Origin of the sequence: Mesorhizobium sp. WSM3224, from assembly GCF_000427725.1 — a bacterium.
Taxonomy (GTDB): Bacteria; Pseudomonadota; Alphaproteobacteria; order Rhizobiales; family Rhizobiaceae; genus Mesorhizobium.
Genome location: NZ_ATYO01000005.1, coordinates 45,639 through 60,123 on the forward strand (window position 1 = coordinate 45,639; position 14,485 = coordinate 60,123).

14 protein-coding genes are annotated in these 14,485 nt (G+C 63.6%); 4 read left to right on the forward strand and 10 right to left on the reverse strand.

The annotated features are described in order from the left end of the window. Positions 1-69 precede the first annotated feature (69 nt). Entirely contained in the window at positions 70-1,284 is a 1,215-nt protein-coding gene (locus YU3_RS0110740) for a GNAT family N-acetyltransferase (protein ID WP_027166243.1), read from the forward strand. Positions 1,285-1,497: 213 nt separating this feature from the next. Beyond that, the gene (locus tag YU3_RS0110750) at positions 1,498-1,926 is read left to right on the forward strand and encodes an HIT family protein (protein WP_027166244.1); all 429 of its coding nucleotides are present in this window, start codon (positions 1,498-1,500) and stop codon (positions 1,924-1,926) included. 137 nt (positions 1,927-2,063) lie between these two features. Here the strand turns inward: YU3_RS0110750 and YU3_RS0110755 are convergent, their stop codons facing one another. The 4 genes from YU3_RS0110755 to YU3_RS0110770 form a co-directional block, all read right to left on the reverse strand. Further along, the gene (locus YU3_RS0110755) at positions 2,064-2,693 is read right to left on the reverse strand and encodes a chloramphenicol phosphotransferase (RefSeq protein WP_027166245.1); all 630 of its coding nucleotides are present in this window, start codon (positions 2,691-2,693) and stop codon (positions 2,064-2,066) included. A 63-nt stretch (positions 2,694-2,756) separates the two neighbouring features. Continuing rightward, a complete protein-coding gene (gene clpA / locus YU3_RS0110760) occupies positions 2,757-5,240 on the reverse strand; it encodes an ATP-dependent Clp protease ATP-binding subunit ClpA (protein WP_027166246.1) in 2,484 nt (827 codons plus the stop codon). 6 nt (positions 5,241-5,246) lie between these two features. Then, on the reverse strand, positions 5,247-5,573 hold the full coding sequence (gene clpS, locus YU3_RS0110765) for an ATP-dependent Clp protease adapter ClpS (protein WP_036258315.1): 327 nt from the start codon (positions 5,571-5,573) through the stop codon (positions 5,247-5,249). 277 nt (positions 5,574-5,850) lie between these two features. Beyond that, the gene (locus YU3_RS0110770) at positions 5,851-6,180 is read right to left on the reverse strand and encodes a phasin family protein (protein ID WP_027166248.1); all 330 of its coding nucleotides are present in this window, start codon (positions 6,178-6,180) and stop codon (positions 5,851-5,853) included. Between the two features lie 286 nt (positions 6,181-6,466). Between YU3_RS0110770 and YU3_RS0110775 the strand changes: the two genes are divergently transcribed. Further along, positions 6,467-7,882: a D-alanyl-D-alanine carboxypeptidase gene (locus YU3_RS0110775; protein WP_027166249.1), complete on the forward strand. Its 1,416-nt coding sequence runs from the start codon at positions 6,467-6,469 to the stop codon at positions 7,880-7,882. A 42-nt stretch (positions 7,883-7,924) separates the two neighbouring features. Here the strand turns inward: YU3_RS0110775 and YU3_RS0110780 are convergent, their stop codons facing one another. The 3 genes from YU3_RS0110780 to YU3_RS0110790 form a co-directional block, all read right to left on the reverse strand. Beyond that, a complete protein-coding gene (locus YU3_RS0110780; protein WP_027166250.1) occupies positions 7,925-8,623 on the reverse strand; it encodes a molecular chaperone DnaJ in 699 nt (232 codons plus the stop codon). A gap of 221 nt (positions 8,624-8,844) precedes the next feature. Then, positions 8,845-9,282, reverse strand: a complete 438-nt coding sequence (locus YU3_RS0110785) for a DUF1489 family protein (RefSeq protein ID WP_027166251.1) — start codon at positions 9,280-9,282, stop codon at positions 8,845-8,847. 84 nt (positions 9,283-9,366) lie between these two features. After that, positions 9,367-10,770 carry an L-serine ammonia-lyase gene (locus tag YU3_RS0110790; protein WP_027166252.1) on the reverse strand — a complete coding sequence of 468 codons (1,404 nt, stop codon included), beginning with the start codon at positions 10,768-10,770 and terminating at the stop codon, positions 9,367-9,369. 172 nt (positions 10,771-10,942) lie between these two features. Between YU3_RS0110790 and YU3_RS0110795 the strand changes: the two genes are divergently transcribed. Beyond that, the gene (locus YU3_RS0110795; RefSeq protein WP_027166253.1) at positions 10,943-11,662 is read left to right on the forward strand and encodes a DUF599 domain-containing protein; all 720 of its coding nucleotides are present in this window, start codon (positions 10,943-10,945) and stop codon (positions 11,660-11,662) included. On the opposite strand, the gene YU3_RS0110800 is transcribed toward YU3_RS0110795, so the two are convergent. From YU3_RS0110800 to YU3_RS0110810, 3 genes are read right to left on the reverse strand one after another with little or no spacing between them, the layout of a single operon-like run. Beyond that, positions 11,635-12,432, reverse strand: coding sequence for a YdcF family protein (locus YU3_RS0110800; protein ID WP_027166254.1), 798 nt, complete (start codon positions 12,430-12,432; stop codon positions 11,635-11,637). The two genes, YU3_RS0110795 and YU3_RS0110800, sit on opposite strands and share 28 nt — an antisense overlap. 29 nt (positions 12,433-12,461) lie before the next feature. Beyond that, positions 12,462-14,027, reverse strand: coding sequence for an amidase family protein (locus tag YU3_RS0110805; RefSeq protein ID WP_027166255.1), 1,566 nt, complete (start codon positions 14,025-14,027; stop codon positions 12,462-12,464). After that, entirely contained in the window at positions 14,027-14,485 is a 459-nt protein-coding gene (locus tag YU3_RS0110810) for a GNAT family N-acetyltransferase (RefSeq protein WP_027166256.1), read from the reverse strand. The genes YU3_RS0110805 and YU3_RS0110810 overlap by 1 nt, the downstream gene beginning before the upstream one ends.

Here is a 14,485-nt window from a genome sequence, read left to right on the forward strand (position 1 = left end):
GGCATCATGCTCTTGGACGTGCGCTGAAACGTGACTTGCAGCAGCCCCGAGGACGCTTAAATAAGCCGCATGGATCAAGGCGACGACGACGATGGACGGGCAGCGAACGCGGATTATGCGATCCGCGTCGCGGCAGGCATTGGCGCATTCACCTGCGAGGAATGGAACGGCTTTGCCGGAACCACGCGCAGCGACACAGAAAACGGCTACAATCCACTGGTTTCATTCGCCTTTCTAAGCGCCCTGGAAGATTCCGGCTGCGCTGTCCGGCGCACCGGCTGGCAGGGTCATCATCTGCGGCTGGAAACCGCGCAAGGCAGGCTTCTCGGCGCCGTCCCTTGTTACCTCAAATCGCACAGTCAGGGCGAATATGTCTTCGACCATGGCTGGTCGGATGCCTTCGAGCGCGCCGGCGGCCACTATTACCCCAAGCTGCAGTGCTCGGTGCCGTTCACGCCAGTCACCGGCCCCCGCCTGCTGGTCGGCAAAGGCCAGGATGAGGGTGCCGTAAGGGCCGGCCTGGCGGAGGGGTTGAAACTTGTGACCGACAAGCTCGGAGTCTCGTCCGCGCATGTCACCTTCGCCAACGAGCCCGATGTCGCGACGCTGGAAGCGGCTGGATTCTTGCATCGCACCGACCAGCAGTTCCATTTCTTCAACGAAGGCTTTTCGAACTATGACGATTTTCTCGCCACGCTTGCCTCGCGCAAGCGCAAGGCGATGAAGAAGGAGCGTCGCGAGGCGCTGGCCGACGGCATCGGCATCGACTGGTTGACCGGCAAGGACATCACCGAAAGCGCCTGGGACGATTTCTACGCCTTCTACATGGATACCGGCGGCCGCAAATGGGGCCGGCCCTACCTCAATCGGCAGTTCTTCTCGCTGATCGGCGAGCGCATGGCCGACGACATCCTTCTGGTGATGGCAAGGCGGAACGGCCGCTACATCGCCGGCGCCATCAACTTCATCGGTTCCGACGCGCTCTACGGCCGCAATTGGGGCTGCATCGAAGACCACCCCTTCCTGCATTTCGAGGTCTGCTACCATCAGGCGATCGATTTCGCCATCGAGCGCAAGCTCAAGGTGGTCGAGGCAGGCGCGCAGGGCGAGCACAAGCTGGCGCGCGGCTACCGGCCGGTGACCATGCACTCGGCGCACTACATTTCGCATCCCGGCTTGCGCAATGCCGTTGCCGACTATCTCAGGCGCGAGCGGCGCGAAGTCGAACGCATGGGCGAATATCTCGAAGGGCACACACCCTTCCGCAAGGACCTGGAGGAATAGCCGCCTCGGCCGCGCCCTGTCGAGAGCGGCCGACAGCACTGCGAACCCTTTGGCGGACTGTGCCGCGCCCTATTTCGCAAGCGAGTCGTTGCGCAAGAAACGCTTCCATCGGGCTCTCGTCGAAGCGGGCATGGTGGATCTCGCCTGAGCGCCTTGCCGCCCACCGGCGGCTTCGCTAAACCGGACGGCGAATGCAATTGGGAGCAGCCCGACATGGCCCAAGCCTATGATCCCGGCAACATCTTCGCGAAAATCCTGCGCGGCGAGATCCCTTCGCACCGCGTCTATGAGGACGACGCGGTCGTCGCCTTCATGGACGTGATGCCTCAGGGAACCGGCCACACGCTGGTGGTGCCGAAAGCGCCGTCGCGCAACATCCTCGACGCCGACCCGGCAACGTTCGGTCCGTTGTTTGCCGTGGTACAGAAAATGGCGGTGGCGGTGAAAAAGGCCTTCAACGCCGACGGCGTCACCATCATGCAGTTCAACGAGCCGGCCTCCGGACAGACAGTCTACCATCTCCATGTCCACGTCGTTCCGCGCTTCGACGGCGTGCCGTTGAAGCCGCATTCCGGCCAGATGGAGAAGCCGGAAGTGCTTGCCGAGAATGCCGGCAAGATCCGGGCAGCACTGGAAAACTGATCTGACAGCCGTTAGAGCAATTCCAGGAAAAGTGTGTAACGGTCAGGCTCGGCGTCCTCGCCGTAGCCTTCCGCCCGGAATTGCGTCAAAACAAAGAGATAGAGCGGTTCGCCGTTTCCGTGAAACGGTGAAACGCTCTAGCCGGCAGGCAATTTCGCCAATGCCTGGAAAGCCGTTGGCTCCGGTGGCGCGATAATCCTCTCCCTTATCGACTCCGCGCAGCCTTGCGGGCTGAGCAGCGACGTATCGACTTCCAGATCGTAGAGGCCAGGCTTGTGTACCTCCTCCTGCCAGAGGCGGACGGGCAGCGGTACGGGATCGTCGTCCGATCCTGTCACATATGTTGTGTCAGCCCCGCCCGCGGCGCGCCGTCGCAAGACCTCGTCGATCGGGCAGCGGACGCCGACGAACAGCACCGGCAGGCCGGCCAGGCGCCGGGCACATTCGGGAAGGATGTTCAGCGGTCTGGAATACGCATCATGGTGGCCGATATCGGCAACGACATTGAGCCCCAGTCGGCTGTGGGCCGCCATTGCGTCGTAAAGCGCGGCATAGAGGACCGGCACGAAGGCCTCGATGTCGGGGCGCTCGCCGCCGCCGGGACGCAGGCCGATCCCCGGTCGCAGCCGCGGCGGCGTGGCATGCGCGTAGGCGTCGACGCCGAGATTCATCCACACGCCATCGAATGTCTCCTGGATCGCCGCGGCAATGCTCGACTTTCCCGAGCGCGGCGGACCGTTGAGTATGATGATCTGTCCGGCTTCCAAGTAGCGGCCTCTCCAACGAAAAGGCCCCGTTTCCGGGGCCTTTGTATTTCAAGCGAGCGCTTGTCAGCCCTTGCGCGGCAGTTGCGGCACCAGGCTGCGCTTGTTGCCATCCTTGCCCTTGGGATCGTCCTTGCCCTTGGGCTCCGGCTTCTGCGCGACGGCCTTCTTGGCGACCGGCTTCTTGGCCACCGCCTTCTTCGCCTTCGGCGCGTCTTCCGGCTCTTCCTTCTTCGGCTGCACGGGCGACTCGTCGGCGAGCGATTCGAGCTTCAGGCCGGACTCGCCGGTCTCCTTCTTCTCGACGGTGACGCGCACCGTGCCGCCCTTCTTGAGCTTGCCGAACAGCACTTCGTCGGCCAGCGGCTTCTTGATGTGCTCCTGGATGACGCGGCCGAGCGGCCGCGCACCCATGCGCTCGTCATAGCCCTTGTCGGCCAGCCAGGCGATCGCGTCCGGCGACAGGTCGAAGGTGACGCCACGCTCGGAGAGCTGGGCCTCGAGCTGCATGACGAACTTCTGCACCACCTGATGGATGACCGGCACCGGCAGCGAACCGAACGGGATGATCGCGTCCAGACGGTTGCGGAACTCCGGCGTGAACAGCCGGTTGATCGCCTCGACGTCGTCGCCTTCGCGCTTGGTCGAGCCGAAGCCGATCGCCGCGCGCTGCGCATCCGACGCACCCGCATTGGTGGTCATGATCAAGATGACGTTGCGGAAGTCGATCTGCTTGCCGTTGTGGTCGGTCAGCTTGCCGTGGTCCATCACCTGCAACAGGATGTTGAACAGGTCCGGATGCGCCTTCTCGACCTCGTCCAGCAGCAGCACGCAATGCGGATGCTGGTCGACGCCGTCGGTGAGCAACCCGCCCTGGTCGAAGCCGACATAGCCGGGAGGCGCGCCGATCAGCCGCGAAACGGTGTGGCGCTCCATATATTCCGACATGTCGAAGCGGATCAGCTCGACGCCGAGCGAGGCAGCCAATTGCTTGGCCACTTCGGTCTTGCCGACGCCGGTCGGGCCCGAGAACAGATAGGAGCCGATCGGCTTCTCCGGCTCTCGCAGGCCGGCGCGCGCCAGCTTGATCGCCGAGGTCAGCGCCGTGATCGCGGTATCCTGGCCGTAGACGACGCGCTTCAGCTCGATGTCGAGCCCCTGCAGCACCTTCTCGTCGTCAGCCGAGACCGTCTTCGGCGGGATGCGCGCCATAGTGGCGATCGTCGCCTCGATCTCCTTGATGCCGATCGTCTTCTTGCGCTTGGCCTCCGGCACCAGCATCTGCGAGGCGCCGGTCTCGTCGATCACGTCGATCGCCTTGTCCGGCAGCTTGCGGTCGTTGATGTAGCGCGCCGAGAGCTCGACCGAGGCCTTGATGGCTTCACTCGTGTAACGGACCTTGTGGAACTCCTCGAAATAGGGCTTCAGGCCCTTCATGATCTCGATGGCGTCCTCGATGGTCGGCTCGTTGACGTCGATCTTCTGGAAGCGCCGCACCAAAGCGCGGTCCTTCTCGAAGAACTGGCGGAACTCCTTGTAGGTGGTCGAGCCGATGCAGCGGATGGCGCCGGACGACAGCGCCGGCTTCAGAAGGTTCGATGCATCCATGGCGCCGCCCGAAGTGGCGCCCGCCCCGATCACGGTGTGGATCTCGTCGATGAACAACACCGCGCCCGGATAGTCCTCGAGCTCCTTGACGACCTGCTTCAGCCGCTCCTCGAAGTCGCCGCGATAGCGGGTGCCGGCCAGCAGCGTGCCCATGTCGAGCGCGAAGATGGTGGCATCCTGCAGCACTTCCGGCACATCGCCCTCGACGATGCGCTTGGCGAGGCCTTCGGCGATCGCCGTCTTGCCGACGCCAGGATCACCGACATAGAGCGGATTGTTCTTGGAGCGGCGGCACAGCACCTGGATGGTGCGGTTGATCTCGCTGTCGCGGCCGATCAGCGGGTCGATCTTGCCAGCCCGTGCCTTGTTGTTGAGGTTGACGCAGTAGGCCGTCAGCGCGTCCTGCTGCTTCTTCTTGCCGCCCTCTTCCTGCGGCTCGGCGCCGTTCTGGCCGCCCTGCTCGTCCTCGGCGCCGCGCGGCGTGCGCGATTCCGAAGCGCCCGGGCGCTTGGCGATGCCATGCGAGATGTAGTTGACCGCGTCGTAGCGGGTCATCTGCTGTTCCTGCAGGAAATAGGCAGCGTGGCTTTCGCGCTCGGCGAAGATGGCGACGAGCACGTTGGCGCCGGACACTTCCTCGCGGCCGGACGACTGCACATGGATCACGGCGCGCTGGATGACGCGCTGGAAGCCGGCGGTCGGCTTCGAATCCTCGTCGTAGCCGGTGACGAGGTTGTCGAGCTCGGTATCGATATAGGTGAGAACCGTATGCTTGAGCTCGTCGAGATCGACGTTGCAGGCGCGCATTACGGCGGCCGCCTCGGTGTCGTCGATCAGGGCGAGCAGCAGATGTTCGAGCGTCGCATACTCATGATGCCGCTCGTTGGCGAATGTCAGCGCCTGATGTAGCGCCTTTTCCAGGCCTTGGGAGAAAGCCGGCATGTTACCTCACTTCTTCTCCATCACGCATTGCAGCGGATGCTGATTCTGTCGGGCGAAATCCATGACCTGGGACACTTTGGTCTCGGCCACCTCGAATGTGTAGATACCGCACTCGCCCACTCCATGATTATGAACATGAAGCATGATGCGTGTCGCGGCCTCGCGGTCCTTCTGGAAAAAGCGCTCCAGGACGTGAACGACGAACTCCATGGGCGTGTAGTCGTCGTTCAGAATGAGGACCCGGTAGAGACTGGGCTTCTTGGTCTTGGTTTTGGTGCGCGTGATGACAGCGGTGCCGCGACCGGGATCGTTGCGGTCTCCGTCACTTTGCATTCGCACCACGCCTACCGTGGCAGTCAAACCGATCGTCACGTAGTCCAGCCTTTTCGAATCCTCATGCGAGTTCAACATGTAGGTTCTCGATGAACGATTTTAAGCCCTTCTGTTTAGCTGACAATATGGCTAGGTGGGCAAACCTCAGCGAATTTCTCAATCGTGAATGCTGCAAGGTGCATAGGGTTGCGATCGGGCACGAAAAAACCCGGCCGCGTTTCCGCGACCGGGCCTCTTCGATTGGCCGGTTGGCCTTGTCGGATGTGATCGGGCGAAATTACTTCGCCTTGGCGACGACCGATTCGAACGGCTTGTAGGCTTCCTTGGCAAGCTCGGCATAGAGATTGCCGATCTTGCTGGCCTCGGCCACGAAGCTCTCATAGCTCTGCTTGGCGTAGTCGGTCTGGATCTCGACGGCCTTCTCGATCGACTTGGCCGAGAACAGCTTCTCGAAGGCGGCGCTGCCGGCCTCGAAGCTCTTCTTGGTGTATTCGCCGGCCTCGGTGGCAATCGCCTGCGCGCCCTTGGTGAGCGAGGCGAAGCTCTTCAGCCCGGTGTCAGCGAACTCCTTGCCGTATTTCGTGAAGTCCTCATGGGTCTGGGTCATTTCATTCTTCCCTTGGTTGAAACGCCCATTAGCCCCGGGCGCCCTTGTGCAATGCACCTCAACATATTGTGCGACGCACAAAAGTCAAGAATCCCTTGGCACGCAGGGGCTTCAGCAGCGCCGGCCGGTAAAATTCGATTAAAGAGAAGCTCGATTTGCCGAAAAATGGTGAACGCGCCGGTTACCATAAACGGATTGGTAACGCTGGGCGCGATAGCTTGGCTGAAAGCGGGGCAGGCACTCCCTCTGCCGCCTCCGGGGCAACGAAAATTTCAGGGTAGTAGCGGTGCGTCAGGCGTTGTCGGGATTCGTCTCCAGATCTTTCTCCCTCAAGGCAATCATGATCGCTGCGGTCGCGGTGACGGTTGTCGTTGCGGATGTGGCGTCGGCGATGGCTGCGAGGTCCTCGGCCATCGTAGTCGATGCCAAGACCGGCAAGGTGCTCTATTCGGCCGACGCCAACGGTCGGCGCTATCCGGCTTCGCTCACCAAGATGATGACGCTCTACCTCACCTTCGAGGCGCTGGCGAAAGGCAGGATCAGCACCAACACGCCGGTTCCGTTTTCCGCGCATGCCTCCGCCGAGGCACCGACCAAGCTCGGCGTGCGCGCCGGCGGCTCGGTTCCGGTCGAGACCGCGATCCTGTCGATCGTGACCAAGTCTGCCAACGACTCGGCGACCGCACTCGGCGAAATGCTCGGCGGCAGCGAGGACAATTTCGCCCGCATGATGACGGCCAAGGCGCGTCAGCTCGGCATGAACGGCACCGTCTTCCGCAACGCCAACGGCCTGCCCGACCCCGGCCAGTTCACCACGGCGCACGACATGGCGATGCTAGGCATCGCGCTGCGCGAGCACTACCCGCAATATTACGGCTATTTCTCGCAGCGCTCGTTCCTGTATGGCCGCCAGCGCATCAACGGTCACAACCGTCTGCTTGGCCGCATCAAGGGCGTCGACGGCATCAAGACCGGCTACACCCGCGCTTCGGGCTACAACCTGGTTTCCTCCGTTGCCGACGGCGACCGCCGCCTGGTCGCGGTGGTGATGGGTGGCGCTTCCGGCCGCAGCCGCGACAATCAGATGGCCGCGCTGATCAACACCTACCTGCCGCGTGCTTCGACGCGCGGCGGCGGCGATCTCATTGCCAAGGGCGGTGACAATCCGATCAAGACGCTGGCCAAGATCCTGTTGCCGAAGCATGACGCCCCGACTCCGGACGCAAAGCCGGCAGCTGATGACGCGGTCGTAGCCTCGGCCGACGACAGTGAGGACGACACCGAGCAGGTCGCCGAGGAGACCAAACCTGTGATCCAGGTCAAGAAGGTGAAGACAGTGGCCGCCATGGCGCCGGCTCCCAAATCCCAGGAGACCACATCCCAGGCGGTCACAGCCTATGCCGAACCAGCACCTGCCGCGCCGGAGATCGACCCGGTCAAGACGTCATCGGTGCCATCCGGCTGGGTGGTTCAGGTCGCATCCTCGCCCACGAAATCGGGAGCTCAGAGCCTGATCGAGCAGACCTCCAAGCAGGCGCCGAGGATCCTGGCTGACGCATCGGGCTTCACCGTCGCCTTCGACAAGGACGGCACCACCTACTACCGCGCCCGCTTCGGCGGCTTCGGCTCTAAGGACGCCGCCTGGAAGGCCTGCGATGCGCTGAAGCGGAAGAAAATCTCATGCTACGCCGTCGAGCAATAGGCGGCTGTTGAATCTCCCGGAAGGTACCGGCGTCGAAGGAGACTAATCGTGATTGGAGAGCAAGACGTCCTTGGCTTCATTGATCCGCGCCGCCAGGACAGACGTGCCGCCGACATCGGCGTTCAAGCGCTGCATCAGGCGGCGATGCGCCTTGCGGATATCCGCCGCGGCAGCCCCCGCTTCAAGACCAAGGACCTTGTAGGCCTCCTCCTTAGTCATGGCGCCCGCACCTGGCGCAACACCCAGCCCTTCGCCACTGTGCGGCTGCGCGTCCTTGCGCCAGACGGGAAAACGGCCGTCAAGATACGTCTCTAAAAGCTGGCGGCTCTCCATATCGGGGCTGAGCTCCCCATAAAGCCGGCGCAGATCCGTCAGCCCCATGGCGCCAAGCATCTTGCCTTCGTAACGACCGGCCAGGACAAGACCCTCGAGCTTGCCGCTGTCATGATCGAGGTCCATTTCGAGCGCGGCTGTGCGCACCGTCGAATGTTTGGACGCGGCGGCGCGTGCCGGAGGCCGCCTCGTGCGTATCCAGCCAACCCAGGCCAGCGCCGCGAGCAACAGCAGGCCTCCGATAAGGCTGCGGCCGAAGATCAGCATGGGTGCGCCGACCAGCCCCAAAAAGGCCGGCCCAAGCGACCTCAGGCCGTCGGCCATTCTTGCCGCGTCTGTGCGCACAAAGAGCATCGCGGCGCCGAAAAGCACCACGAGAATCGCTGCCAAAGCGAGGATCACGCCCATCGATTAGCGCCGCCATAGGGATGACTGAGCATAAAAAATGGGACCAAGGTCCGGCGCTTGCAAGTCCCACATCGGGCGAGCCGAAGGGCCAGCGCCGCGAACGAGGCGCCAAATGCATGTCGCCCAGAAGTGCGCAGCGGTTCTGGGACAACGACATGCATCAAACAAAGACTTAAAGCGCGTCGCTTGAATCTGTTCAGCGCGACGCGCTTTAAGTCGCGCTACAAGAGACCGAGTTCGGCGAGTTCCAGCCTCAGTTTCGGCGGCATTTCGGCTAGCGCCGCCCTGCCCTTGCCGAGATCGGCCGGCGCATCGGCGGGTTTCAGATAACGCCAGCCCTGGAAAGCGCGACGAGGTTGCCAGTCGGTGCGCACCACATTCGGATCGAGCATAAGATGACAGCGGCCGATGCCCTCGCCGTCGACGAAGGGCCGGATCTCTGTGATCAACTGCCGGCACTGGACGCTGCCCTTGATCACCCAATAGAGCGAGCCGCCATCGGTGATCTCGTCGCCGCGCGTCGGCACCATGCGGGTGGTGTGCCAGTGCTCGGCCGGCTCGCCGGCGCGACGCCGCTCATCGAGGCGGAAGGCAATCCACTCTTCCAGATCCTCGACGCTGTCGCAGCCGACGCACAGTTTTAGGAGATTGAGAGACATGCCCCAAGATTTAGCCGCAAGGGTCGACGCGTCAACGCTTTGAGTGACTTCTCCACAGGGCCAGTCTGGCGTGAAGGTGAGGCCTCAGCACTCGACGACATTCACCGCCAAGCCGCCCAGGCTGGTTTCCTTGTACTTCTCATTCATGTCGAGGCCGGTCTGGCGCATGGTTTCGATCGCGGCGTCGAGCGGCACGAAATGCGTGCCATCGCCCTTGATGGCGAGCGACGCGGCGGTCACGGCCTTCACAGCACCTAGCGCATTGCGCTCGATGCAGGGCACCTGGACCAGGCCGCCGACAGGATCGCAGGTCATGCCGAGATGATGCTCGAGCGCGATCTCGGCGGCGTTCTCCACCTGCTCGGGCGTGCCGCCCATGACGGCGCAAAGCCCGGCGGCGGCCATCGCGGAAGCAGAACCCACCTCACCCTGGCAGCCGACCTCTGCGCCCGAGATCGAGGCGTTGGACTTGATGATGCCGCCGACAGCGGCGGCCGTCAGCAGGAAGTCACGGATGCTTGGCTGGTCGGCCTCCGGATGGAAATGCAGCCAGTAGCGCAGCACGGCCGGCAGCGTGCCGGCGGCACCGTTCGTCGGCGCTGTCACGACGCGGCCGCCGGCCGCGTTCTCCTCGTTCACCGCCATGGCGTAGATCGACAGCCAGTCATTGGCGAGCAAGGGATTGGGCCGGTTCTGCTGCCACTGTTCCTGCAGCTTGTCGTGCAGTTGCCGCGCGCGGCGGCGCACCTTCAGCCCGCCCGGCATGATGCCGTCCTGCGACAGGCCGCGGTCGATGCAGCCCTTCATCGCGCCCCAGATCGCGTCCAGGCCCGCATCGAGCTCCTCGCGCGACATGTGCTTCTCCTCGTTGGCGCGCTTCATCTCGGCGATCGAAAGCCCGCTCTTTGCCGCCATCGCCAGCATCTCGACGGCGTTCTTGAAGGGGTACGGTACCTTCGTGCCTTCGGCCGTCACCGAGCCCTTTGTCTTCATGCGCTGCAGCTCTTCGTCGGAAACGACGAAGCCGCCGCCGATCGAATAATAGATGCGCTTGAGCAGCAGACGGTCGGAAGCATCATAGGCATAGAAGGCCATGCCGTTGGCATGACCGGTCAGCGGGGTCTTGCGGTCGAGCACGAGGTCCTTGGCAGGATCGAAGCGGTATGTCGGATGTCCGGGCGGCGAAATACGCTTCTCCGCGCCGATCTTGGCAACGATGCCATCCGCCTCGTCGGGATCCACCGTCTGCGGCGTCTGGCCAGCCAGGCCGAGGACCACGGCGCGATCCGAGCCATGGCCGATACCCGTATAGGCGAGCGAGCCGTGCAGGCTGGCGCCGATACGATCGACCATGACGCCGGCGGGGCGAGGCCAGTCGCCGGTCAGGATCTCGTCCAGGAACCGGCGCGCGGCCGTCATCGGCCCCATCGTGTGCGAGCTCGATGGGCCGATGCCGATCTTGAACAGGTCGAAAACCGAAAGGAACACGAGGCTGTTGTCTCCTGAGGACCGCTCAAAACCTACATATAGGAATTCCCACGATGTTTCCGCTGTTTTGCATGGCGCGGCCCGGCGGCTGCCGACCTTGTTTGCTCCGCCAGCGACATTGCGTTGCTGGCGCCTGTCGAAGCGGCGGCACCGCTTGTGTTAAAAGCGATGGATGGGCGATTCACTTCATCTTTCCGCAGCCGATCTGGCGGCGCTGGCTTTCTTCCTGGTCGTCTGGGTTGCGCATACGCTCGCCTCGGACGGCAAGCTTGTCCGCCGCATGTCGCTGACCACGGCAATGAACGCCCAGCGCGAGGCCTGGATGCGCAATATGGCCGAGCGTGAAATCCGCATCGTCGACACCGCCATCATGGGCGGCCTGCAGCAAGGCACCGCTTTCTTCGCATCCTCTTCCCTGATCGCGCTAGGCGGCTGTTTTGCTCTGCTCGGCGCTTCCGACCGCGTGCTGCAGATTCTGGCCGACCTGCCCTTCGGCGGGGCTGCGTCGCGTGAAGCCTTCCAGACCAAGGTGTTCGGCCTGGTGCTGATCCTGGCCTTCGCCTTCTTCAAATTCGGCTGGGCCTACCGGCTGTTCAATTATTGCTCGATCCTGATCGGCGCGGTGCCGACCCCGCATGGTGAGGCCTCGCGCAATCCGCTCAGCGAAACGGCCGTGTGGCGGGCGACGCGGATGAACGTGCTCGCCGGCAAGCACTTCAACTCCGGCCTGCGCGCCGTCTTCTTTTCGATCGGCTATCTCGGCTGGTTCGTCGATCCGGCGGTGTTCGTGGTGTCGACGCTGGTGCTTCTGGCGGTGCTGGTGCGCCGCCAGTTCTTCTCCGCGGCGCGGCAGGCCGTGCTCGGTCAGCCGCCGGGTCCGGGAAAGAACTGATCGATCTTGCCGGATAGCCTGTAGGCAAAAAGCCCGATCCACTCGCGGACCGCAATGGTGGTCGCCTGCACCGAGTCGACGGGGTTGTCGCGGTAGAAGCCGACGCCTTCCCTACCCGAGGTGCGATAATCGACCGGCCACGGAACGGTCGGAAAACCTGCCTTGTCGAACAGCGCCTTGGCGCGCGGCATGTGGAAGGCCGAGGTTACCAGCAGCCAGGTCTCGCCCGGCTTCGGCTCGACAAGTTCTCGCGAGAACACCGCATTTTCGTATGTGTTGCGCGATCTGTCCTCGAGGATCATCCGATCGGCCGAAACACCGAGCGCGCCAAGCAGGCGCGGCGCGGTGTCGGCGTCACCCTCCCCGTCGAGGAAAAGCGAGCCATTGCCGCCGGACACGACTATTTTGGCTTGCGGGAAGCGCCGGGCAAGGATTGCCGTCTCGACCATGCGGTCGCCGCTGCTGTTCAATTCATAGCCGCCGCGCGCCAGATTGATGGCGCCCTCGAAGCCGCCACCAAGCACGACGATGCCGTCCACTTTTTCGGGCAATGGCGGTTTGGGAAAGCGCTCTTCGAGCGGGTTGAGCATGATCGCGCCAAGCGACGTCCAGGCCGAAAGAACCAGGACCGCAAAGCCGAGCACGCTGCCGGTCGCTGCCAGCCGCCGGCGTCTGAACAACGCCGCCAGCAGGCCGGCGAGCAGCAGGAAGATAGCCAGGTTGACCGGCTGGATGAAGAACCAGAAGATTTTCGAAAGATGGTAGAACATCCTCAGCCCTTCTCAGTTGAGGAGCGACGCTACCACCACTTTTCCGGCTGGAACCTGCCCGCGGCCTGCTCGATGACATGCGCTGTCTGGAACAGCGTTTCCTCGTCGAACGGGCGGCCGATGAGCTGCAGGCCGAGCGGCAAGCCCTTGCCGTCGAGGCCGGCCGGCACCGAAATGCCGGGAAGGCCCGCCATGTTCACCGTCACCGTGAAGATGTCGTTGAGGTACATCTTGACCGGATCGGAGGCCATGTCCTCGTCGGCGATGCCAAAGGCGGCCGACGGGGTTGCCGGCGTCAGGATGACGTCGACGCCGGCGGCAAAGACGTTCTCGAAGTCGCGCTTGATCAGCGTGCGCACCTTTTGCGCCTGGAGATAGTAGGCGTCGTAATAGCCGGCCGACAGCACATAGGTGCCGATCATGATGCGGCGCTTGACCTCGCGGCCGAAACCGGCGGCGCGCGTCTTCTCATACATGTCGATGATGTCCTTGCCGGGCACGCGCAGGCCGTAGCGCACGCCGTCATAGCGGGCGAGATTCGACGAAGCCTCGGCAGGCGCCACGATATAGTAGGCCGGCAAGGCATATTTGGTGTGCGGCAGCGAGATATCGACGATCTCGGCGCCGGCGTCCTTCAACCAGGCAATGCCCTGCTGCCAGAGCGCCTCGATGTCTTCCGGCATGCCGTCGACGCGGTACTCCTTCGGAATGCCGACCTTCATGCCCTTGATCGGCTTGCCGATCGCCGCCTCATAATCGGGCACCGGACGGTCGACAGAGGTCGTGTCCTTCGGATCGACGGAGGCCATCGACCTCAACAGGATGGCGGCGTCGCGCACGTCGCGCGCGATCGGCCCGGCCTGGTCGAGCGAGGAAGCGAAGGCGACGATGCCCCAGCGCGAGCAGCGCCCATAGGTCGGCTTGATGCCGACCGTGCCGGTCAAGGCGGCGGGCTGGCGGATCGAGCCGCCGGTATCGGTAGCGGTTGCGCCGGCGCAGAGGAAGGCGGCAACGGACGATGCCGAGCCGCCGGACGAGCCGCCGGGCACGAGCTGGGCGTTGTCCAGCGTGCGCTGGGTCTTGGTGCCGCCGGCGGAGACGAAGCCGCCATCGCCCTGATGCGTCGTCGGCATGACGACTGTATCGACACGCGAGCGGCGCCACGGATTGATGACCGGGCCGTAATAGGAGGTTTCGTTGGACGAACCCATGGCGAACTCGTCCATGTTGAGCTTGCCGAGCATGACGGCGCCGTCAGCCCACAGATTGGTGGTCACGGTCGATTCATAGCGCGGCTCGAAGCCGTCCAGCACATGGCTGCAGGCCTGGGTGTGGATGCCTTCTGTGGCAAACAGGTCCTTGATGCCGAGCGGAATGCCTTCCAGCGCACCGCCCTCGCCCTTGGCGAGCTTGGCATCGGAAGCCTTGGCCATGTCGCGCGCCTTGTCGGCGGTGACGGCCACATAGGCGTTGAGCACCGGATTGGCGCGATCGATCGCCGCGAGATAGGCCTCGGTGATTTCGGCCGCGGAGATCTCCTTGCCACGCAGCTTGGCGCGGGCCTCGGAAATGGTGAGATGTGTGAGATCGCTCATCAGGCAAGGCTCTTTTCGTAAAACACCGACCACTCGGAGTCGGGATAATCCAGCACTGGTCCGCAACGCGAGAATCCGGCGCGCTCATAGACGGTCCAGGCGGCGGGGTGCCGGTCGCCGGTCTCGAGGACCAGTCGCGTCAGCCCTTGCTGCCGGGCAAGCGCCTCGACCCGTCCGACGATCTCGGCGCCGATCTTGCGGCCGCGGTGCGAAGGCCGCGTGTACATGCGCTTGACCTCGCCGGTAGCATCGTCATGGCGCTTGAGGGCGCCGCAACCGATGGCCAGGCCATTGTCGCGGGCGACGAACACGGTCGTGTCCTCGCCGGCCATCTGCTCGACGGTGAGATGATAGCAATGCTCGGGCGGCGTCAGTTCGAGCAGCGCTGCATTGAGTTCGGCGACCAGCGTGCGCACGTCGTCCTGCAAAGGCGTCTCGACGGCGATCTCGACAGCCAC

Bases quoted from the DNA above. Each gene is read 5' to 3' on its own strand.
- YU3_RS0110740 (WP_027166243.1), top strand. From the start codon at position 70: ATGGATCAAGGCGACGACGACGATGGACGGGCAGCGAACGCGGATTAT.
- YU3_RS0110750 (WP_027166244.1), top strand. From the start codon at position 1,498: ATGGCCCAAGCCTATGATCCCGGCAACATCTTCGCGAAAATCCTGCGC.
- clpA (WP_027166246.1), bottom strand. From the start codon at position 5,240: ATGCCGGCTTTCTCCCAAGGCCTGGAAAAGGCGCTACATCAGGCGCTG.
- clpS (WP_036258315.1), bottom strand. From the start codon at position 5,573: ATGCAAAGTGACGGAGACCGCAACGATCCCGGTCGCGGCACCGCTGTC.
- YU3_RS0110770 (WP_027166248.1), bottom strand. From the start codon at position 6,180: ATGACCCAGACCCATGAGGACTTCACGAAATACGGCAAGGAGTTCGCT.
- YU3_RS0110780 (WP_027166250.1), bottom strand. From the start codon at position 8,623: ATGGGCGTGATCCTCGCTTTGGCAGCGATTCTCGTGGTGCTTTTCGGC.
- YU3_RS0110785 (WP_027166251.1), bottom strand. From the start codon at position 9,282: ATGTCTCTCAATCTCCTAAAACTGTGCGTCGGCTGCGACAGCGTCGAG.
- YU3_RS0110795 (WP_027166253.1), top strand. From the start codon at position 10,943: ATGGGCGATTCACTTCATCTTTCCGCAGCCGATCTGGCGGCGCTGGCT.
- YU3_RS0110800 (WP_027166254.1), bottom strand. From the start codon at position 12,432: ATGTTCTACCATCTTTCGAAAATCTTCTGGTTCTTCATCCAGCCGGTC.
- YU3_RS0110805 (WP_027166255.1), bottom strand. From the start codon at position 14,027: ATGAGCGATCTCACACATCTCACCATTTCCGAGGCCCGCGCCAAGCTG.